Source organism: Polaromonas sp. YR568 (assembly GCF_943369675.1).
In the GTDB taxonomy this organism is placed as follows: Bacteria; Pseudomonadota; Gammaproteobacteria; order Burkholderiales; family Burkholderiaceae_C; genus Polaromonas.
Map to the genome: position 1 here is coordinate 22216 of NZ_CALROB020000062.1, position 6752 is coordinate 28967.

Genomic DNA, 6752 nt, shown 5'->3' on the forward strand with positions numbered 1-6752 from the left:
TCAGGCCGGCGCTGCCACCCCCTTGGGTTTCGGAGCGGTCACCCCCAGCAGCCACAGGTTCAGCCCCGCATGCCGGCTGATCACCAAGGCCGAGACGATGGGGCCAATGAGGCCCGCGGCGAGGCCTGAAGCCATCAACACGTAGATGTCCGTCACACCCAGCTTCCTCAGCACGATGCGGCTGGCCGCGGTGAAGAACACGTGCAGCAGGTAGATCGCAAACGACCAGGAGCCGACGTAGGCGAGGTGGCGCGAACTCCAGCCGCTGCGCAAAAGCAGGAAGGCGCTGCAGACGCCCAGCCCCATCGCGGCGATGGAGCTGCCCTGTTCGGAGAACTGCGGAAACAGCATGGCCACCGTGGCCGCGCAAATGAAAGCCACGGCCGCGGCGCCGCGTGCCACGGGGCCGTTGATCTCAAAGCGCTTGCAGGCCAGGCCCGCGAGGAAGAAGGGCAGCAGGTAGACAGCGCCCTGCGCACCGAAGTAGTTCGGCGGGCTGAAGTAGTCAAACAGCACGGCGCTGAGCAACCACACCACCGCGAAGCCGGCCGGCGTGGACAGCGCTTTGAAGTGCTCGAGCAGCACGACCACCAGGAAGACGATGAACAGCGCCTCGAGAAACCAGAAGTGCCCCACCGGCACGATGTGCAGCAGCCACCAGTGCTCGACCGCCATGTTGGCGCCCGGCGTGACGGCCTGCACGACGGCAAACAGCGTGCCCACCGTGATCAGCGGAAGCAGCAGCCTGCGCACCTTGCCCTTGATGAAGCCCCCCGCGTTGCCCTGGTAAGGGCGGAATGCGTAGACGTAGCCCGAGATGAAGGAGAACAGCGGCATGCGTATATAGGCCAGCGCTTCATTGAAGACCTGCAGCCAGTGCCCTTCGGGAATGCGCAGGCCGACGGCGGGCGTGTCGCCCACCACGTGAAAGAGCACCAGCAGGACGCAGGCAATGCCCCTCACCGTATCCACTTCAAGATTGCGTTTCATTTTCTCGCCGGTCATCGGGTGCGGGTTCCTCTCGTCATGTTTTTTTTGCGTGGATGCTGAAACCCGGGTGCGTGGGCCGCGTGTGAACCAACCATGGGTTCGTTGATGGATGGCTGAAGCGTAATCAATCGGCGCTTCAACGCGGTGCGGCCAAAAATCAAACTGTTGCAAGCGGTATCGTTTTGCGCGACATCCAACATCCAGCGCACAGCTGTTACGTTGTTGCAACGAATGCGCACCCTGTTTGTCAAATGAATCAATCGGGGAAACCCTAAACTGAGTCATCGATCTCCTACATCAACTTTCTCGCCTTGCGCATTGCGACACCGCGCGACTTGTTCGATTCTCCAATCAGCTGTTTCCGCAGCGCCTATCACCGGTGAATTCGCGGAAACAAACTCAGGGAAGTGACATCCAGACATGAAGTTTCATACTCCGCTTTCAGGCGAAGATTCAGTGCGCTATGCGGCGCTGGTAGAGCAGGGCACGTCCATTACCCGGCACGCGGACCTGCTCGAATGGCTGCAGGGCGACATCCAGCAATGCCTTCCCCACGACATCCTGCTGGCGGGCTGGGGCAACTTCCAGGAAGGAGCGATCCAGCACGACGTCGTGTCCCGGCTGCCGGGCGCGCGTTCCTATGCCGCGGGCACGGACGGGCTGCCCTTTCTGCTGGGCAAGTTCCACGAGCGCTGGCTGGCCGCCGGCCGGCAACCCTGCAGCCTGGACTTCGGCGAGTTCGAATACCTGCTGGGCCAGGCGAGTTTGCCGGGCTCGTTCAGCAGCAGCCTGCGCGGCATGCGTTCGGTGCTGATCCACGGCCTGCACGACGAGAGGGCGCAGCAGGAGTGCCTCTATGTATTGATGAGTGCCGACGGCATTCCGGCCGAGCCGGCAGGCACGGCGATCCGCCTGCTGATGCCCAGCATGGACGCCGCCCTGCGCCAGATGCCGCCTTTGCCGCAGCAGCGCCGCCAGGCCGCTTCACCTGCGTTGGCGGTGCGCGGCGCCGCCGACGATGCCTCGGGCCTCAGCGAACGCGAAACCCAGATCATGGCCTGGGTGGCCATGGGGAAAACCAACTCCGAAATCGGCGCCATCCTGAACATCAGCGGCTTCACCGTGAAGAACCACATGCAGCGCATCTTCCAGAAGCTCAACGTCTTCAACCGGGCCCAGGCGGTGTCCAAAGTCACAAAGGTCACTGTCTATGGCTGAAGCAAACCAGCTCAACTCCGCGTCCGCCTGGCTGAACCAGCGCGAGCCGCGCTCCATGGGGCTGGGCCGCAGCCACCTGTTCACCGCCGTCGAGGCCGGGCTGGACCCGCTGGTGCTGGTGTTCTCGCTGTGGGCGCTGGCCTTTTATTTCGAAGGCTCGGTGCGGCCGGCCTACCTGATCCTGTCGCTCATCGTGTTCTCGCTGACCTTTCCGGGCAGCTCGCAGTTGCGCCTGCCGGTGTGGAAGGTGATGGCCAAGATCGCCTTCCACTGGATATGGATCGCCGGGCTGCTGCTGTTGACGGGTTATGTGACGGAGTACTTCCACAAGTTCTCCATGACGGTGCTGGGCCACTGGCTGTGGGTCGCGCCCGTGGCCCAGGCCGGCGCGCACGTCGCCCTCCGGGCTGCCGCGCCGCAGCTGCTCAAGCTGCAGGGGCCGGCGCGCGGCGCGGTCATCGTCGGCATGAACGAGCAGGGCGTGTCCCTGGCGCGGAACATCGCCGGCTCGGCTTACTCGGGCATTGCGTTGAAGGGCTTTTTTGACGACCGGGGCGAGGATCGCCGCACCGCGCAGGATGGGGAGGACGGGCACCGCCTGGTCGGCAAGATCGACGACCTGCCCGCCTACGTCAAGCAGCACCGCATCCAGTTCATCTACCTGTCGCTGCCCATGGCGTCGCGGCCGCGCATTTTGCAGGTGCTGGACGGGCTCAAGGACACGACGGCCTCGATCTACTTCGTGCCCGACATGTTCATCACCGACCTGATCCAGGGGCGCAGCGACACGGTCTGCGGCGTCACGGTAATTTCGGTGTGCGACACGCCGTTCCGCGGTGTCAACGGCGTGCTCAAGCGCGCCAGCGACATCGTGCTGTCCTTGCTGATCCTGCTGCTGATAACGCCCATCCTTCTGGTCATTGCGCTGATGGTGAAGCTGGACTCGCCGGGGCCCGTCATTTTCAAGCAGCGCCGCTACGGCCTGGACGGCGAGGAAATCCTGGTCTACAAATTCCGCTCCATGGCCGTCACCGAAGACGGCGGCACCATACGCCAGGCCAGCAAGAACGATATGCGCGTTACCAAGTTGGGGGCCATCCTGCGCAAGACTTCGCTCGACGAGCTGCCGCAATTCGTCAACGTGCTGCAGGGCCGCATGAGCATCGTCGGCCCGCGCCCGCATGCCGTGGCGCACAACGAGATGTACCGCTCGCTGATCAAGGGCTACATGGTGCGCCACAAGGTCAGGCCCGGCATCACCGGCTGGGCCCAGGTCAACGGCCAGCGCGGCGAGACCGACACGCTGGACAAGATGCAGTCGCGCATCGACTGCGACCTGGACTACCTGCGCAACTGGTCGCTGCAGCTGGATTTTTTCATCATCCTGAAAACCATACGCCTGGTGTTCAAGGACAGCGCGGCTTATTAAACAGAAAACGGAGGCCCGCTTTTGAGTTCACATCGCACGCTTCTTCCCGTCCCGCTCCTTGTATTGGGCCTCTTCCCCCTGGCCGCGCACGCCGACGACCTGGACACCTTGCAGTTCAAGGCCGGCCAGAGCGTGACGCACGACAGCAACGTCTTCCGGCTCTCCGACAGCGCCAACGCCCAGGCGGTCATCGGCACGCCGGACCGCGACGACACCGTGGCGGTGACGACGGCAGGCTTCAAGATCAACAAACCCTATGGGCTGCAGCGCTTTGAACTCGAAGCCGGCGTCGAAGACCATCACTACAGCCGCTTCTCCTACCTCGACTTCACGGCGGTGAACTACGCGGCCGCCTGGCGCTGGAGCTTCACGCCGGCCCTGCACGGCAACCTCACGACCGACCGCAGCGAGTATGTGGACCCGTATGCCGACGTGCAGGCGCGCGGCCAGATCAACCGCCGCACCAACCGTTCCACCGTGTTCGATGCAGAGTACGAACTCGACGGCGCCTGGCGCCTGGTGGGCGGGGTGTTTGAGCGCACCAGTTCCAACAGCCAGCCCTTCACCTTCGAGGGCGACACCAAAGTCCACGGCGGCGAGGCCGGTGTGCGTTATGTCTACCCGTCGGGCACGTCGATGGCCTACCGCTTCCGCGACGGCAAGGGCGAATACCCGGGCCGCGTTCCGTCGCCGGTGTCCGCCGGCAACTTCACCGACCGCGAGCATGAATTCCGCCTTGACTGGGCGCCTACCGGCAAGACCACCTTGCGGGCCAAGGCCGCGTATTTCGACCGCGCGCACGACGGCCTGTCGGCACGCGACTTTTCCGGCTTCACCGGCCAGCTCGACGCCAACTGGGCCATCACCGCCAAGACCAGCCTGGCAGGCGGTGTGGTGCGTGAGCTGGGCAGCTACCAGACCTTGAATTCCAGCTACTACGAGGGCTACCGCTTCTTTGTCGCACCGACCTGGAAGGCGACGGAAAAAACCGCGGTGCGCCTGCGCTACGACCACGGCGCGCGCGACTTCAAGGGGCCCTTGCCCGGCTTTGCCGCCAGCAACCGGCGCGACACCACCGACCTGCTGTCGCTGGCCGTCGAATGGCAGGCGCTGCGCGCGCTCAAGCTGACGGCTTCCGTGCAGAGCGACAGGCGCAAATCGAATGAGCCTGGCGCCGATTACAAGAGCAACTCCTTCGGCATTGCCGCCGACGCGAGTTTTTGATGAGGCCATGGCATGACCGGCCCTTTCCTGAAATTTTTGCTTCCCCGAAAGGCGACACCATGAAAACGCTGCTTCCGAAATCCATGATCCGATACTTTGTGGCGGGCCTGTTGTGCCTGCCTGCCGCGGCGGTGTTCGCGCAGACCGCAGCGGCGCCATCCCAGCCTTCACCGCCATCGCTTCAAGCCGCGGCAACGGCGCCACCGCCGGCCCCCGCACCGGCCGTTGCCCCAGCGCCCGTGCCCAATAACCAGGATTACCGCCTGGGCGCCGGCGACGCCATCGGCGTGCAGGTCTACCAGAGCCCCGACCTTTCCGTCGATGCGCGCGTCTCCGAAAGCGGCGTGATCAGCTACCCGCTGGTGGGCAGCGTGCAGCTGGGCGGGCTGACGATTTCCGAGGCAGAGAAGAAGATCGCCGACGCCTTGCGCACCGGCGGCTTCGTCAAGGTGCCTCAGGTCAACATCGTGCTGCGCCAGGTGCGCGGCAACCAGGTGGCCGTGCTGGGCCAGGTGAGCCGGCCCGGCCGCTTCCCGCTGGAGACTTTCAACACCCGTGTCAGCGACATGCTGGCCGCCGCCGGCGGCACCACCGCGACGGGCGACGATGTGCTCATCGTCACCGGCCAGCGCGAGGGCAAACCCTTTCGCAAAGTCATCGATATCCCGGCGCTGTTCCTCAATGAAAAGTCCAATGAAGACATCGTGCTGGCCGGCGGCGACACCCTCTACGTCAACAAGGCGCCCATGTTCTACATCTACGGCGAGGCGCAGCGCCCCGGCCCTTACCGCATCGAGCGCGGCATGACGGTGATGCAGGCGCTGGCCCAGGGCGGCGGCCCCACCGTGCGCGGCAGCCAGAACCGCCTGAAGCTGCACCGCCGCGACGCCTCGGGCAAGGTGGTGGAAATCACGCCCAACCTGACCGACCCGGTCCGCGCCGAGGACGTGATCTACGTCCGCGAAAGCCTCTTTTAAACACGGAGAGCCACCATGACACTCCATCAATTCCTGCTCATCCTGCGCGCGCGCTACAAGGTGGCCCTGCTGGTCATCCTGCTGGCGGTCTCCGCGGCGCTGGCCGTCAGCCTGGTGCTGCCGAAAAAATACACGGCGCAGACGGCGGTGCTCGTCGATATACGTTCGCCCGACCCTGTCGCCGGCGGCCAGGCCATGCCCGGCCTGGTGGCGCCCAGCTATATGGCCACGCAGGTCGACATCATTGGCGGCGACCGCGTCGCGCAGCGCGTCGTGAAGGTGCTCAAGCTTGACGAGGACCCGCGCACCAAAGAGCGCTGGATGGAAGCGACCGAAGGCCGCGGCACGCTGGAAGGCTGGCTCGCCGACTCGCTGCAAAAGCGCCTGGACGTCCGGCCCGCGCGCGAAAGCAATGTGATCAACATCACCTACAAGGGCAGCGACCCTGAAGCGTCGGCCAACATCGCCAATGCCTTTGCCCAGGCCTACCTGGACATCAACCTGGCGCTGAAGACCGAACCGGCCCGCATCTATGCCGAATGGTTCGACGAGCAGACCAAGGCCTCGCGTGCCAAGCTTGAAGAAGCGCAGGCGCGGCTGTCGGACTACCAGCAGAAAGCCGGCATCGTCAGCACCGACGAACGTGTGGACTATGAAACCGCCAAGCTCGGCGAGATCTCGTCCCAGCTCACCACCGTGCAGGGCGAGACCACCGACAGCCAGAGCAAGCGCGGCTCGCGCGGCGACACCGTCGCCGAGGTCATGCAAAGCCCGCTGATCAACGGCCTGAAGGCCGACGTCGCGCGGCAGGAGGCCAAGGTGCAGGAAGTCAGCGTGCGCCTGGGCGAGAACCATCCCGAGCGCCAGCGCGCCGAGTCCGAACTGGCGGCCCTCAAGAGCCGGCTGGCCAGCGA

The 6752-nt window shown here is 64.7% G+C and carries 6 protein-coding genes; 5 read left to right on the plus strand and 1 reads right to left on the minus strand.

Annotated features, from left to right (window positions below; all coding sequences use genetic code 11):
* Positions 1-990 (minus strand): acyltransferase family protein, encoded by a 990-nt coding sequence (locus ACLV8F_RS22905; RefSeq protein ID WP_411886499.1) that lies wholly within the window; start codon positions 988-990, stop codon positions 1-3.
* A 420-nt stretch (positions 991-1410) separates the two neighbouring features.
* On the opposite strand from ACLV8F_RS22905, the gene epsA reads away from it, so the two are divergent.
* The 5 genes from epsA to ACLV8F_RS22930 form a co-directional block, all read left to right on the plus strand.
* Positions 1411-2208 (plus strand): XrtB/PEP-CTERM-associated transcriptional regulator EpsA, encoded by a 798-nt coding sequence (epsA, locus tag ACLV8F_RS22910; RefSeq protein ID WP_411886500.1) that lies wholly within the window; start codon positions 1411-1413, stop codon positions 2206-2208.
* Positions 2201-3637 carry an undecaprenyl-phosphate glucose phosphotransferase gene (locus ACLV8F_RS22915; RefSeq protein WP_411886501.1) on the plus strand — a complete coding sequence of 479 codons (1437 nt, stop codon included), beginning with the start codon at positions 2201-2203 and terminating at the stop codon, positions 3635-3637. The genes epsA and ACLV8F_RS22915 overlap by 8 nt, the downstream gene beginning before the upstream one ends.
* A 21-nt stretch (positions 3638-3658) precedes the next feature.
* Positions 3659-4861, plus strand: coding sequence for an XrtB/PEP-CTERM-associated polysaccharide biosynthesis outer membrane protein EpsL (gene epsL, locus ACLV8F_RS22920; protein ID WP_411886502.1), 1203 nt, complete (start codon positions 3659-3661; stop codon positions 4859-4861).
* A 59-nt stretch (positions 4862-4920) separates the two neighbouring features.
* Positions 4921-5838 (plus strand): polysaccharide export protein EpsE, encoded by a 918-nt coding sequence (epsE, locus tag ACLV8F_RS22925; protein ID WP_411886503.1) that lies wholly within the window; start codon positions 4921-4923, stop codon positions 5836-5838.
* A 15-nt stretch (positions 5839-5853) separates the two neighbouring features.
* Positions 5854-6752, plus strand: an 899-nt coding sequence (locus tag ACLV8F_RS22930) for a Wzz/FepE/Etk N-terminal domain-containing protein (protein WP_411886504.1), incomplete at its 3' end; no start/stop codon positions are given.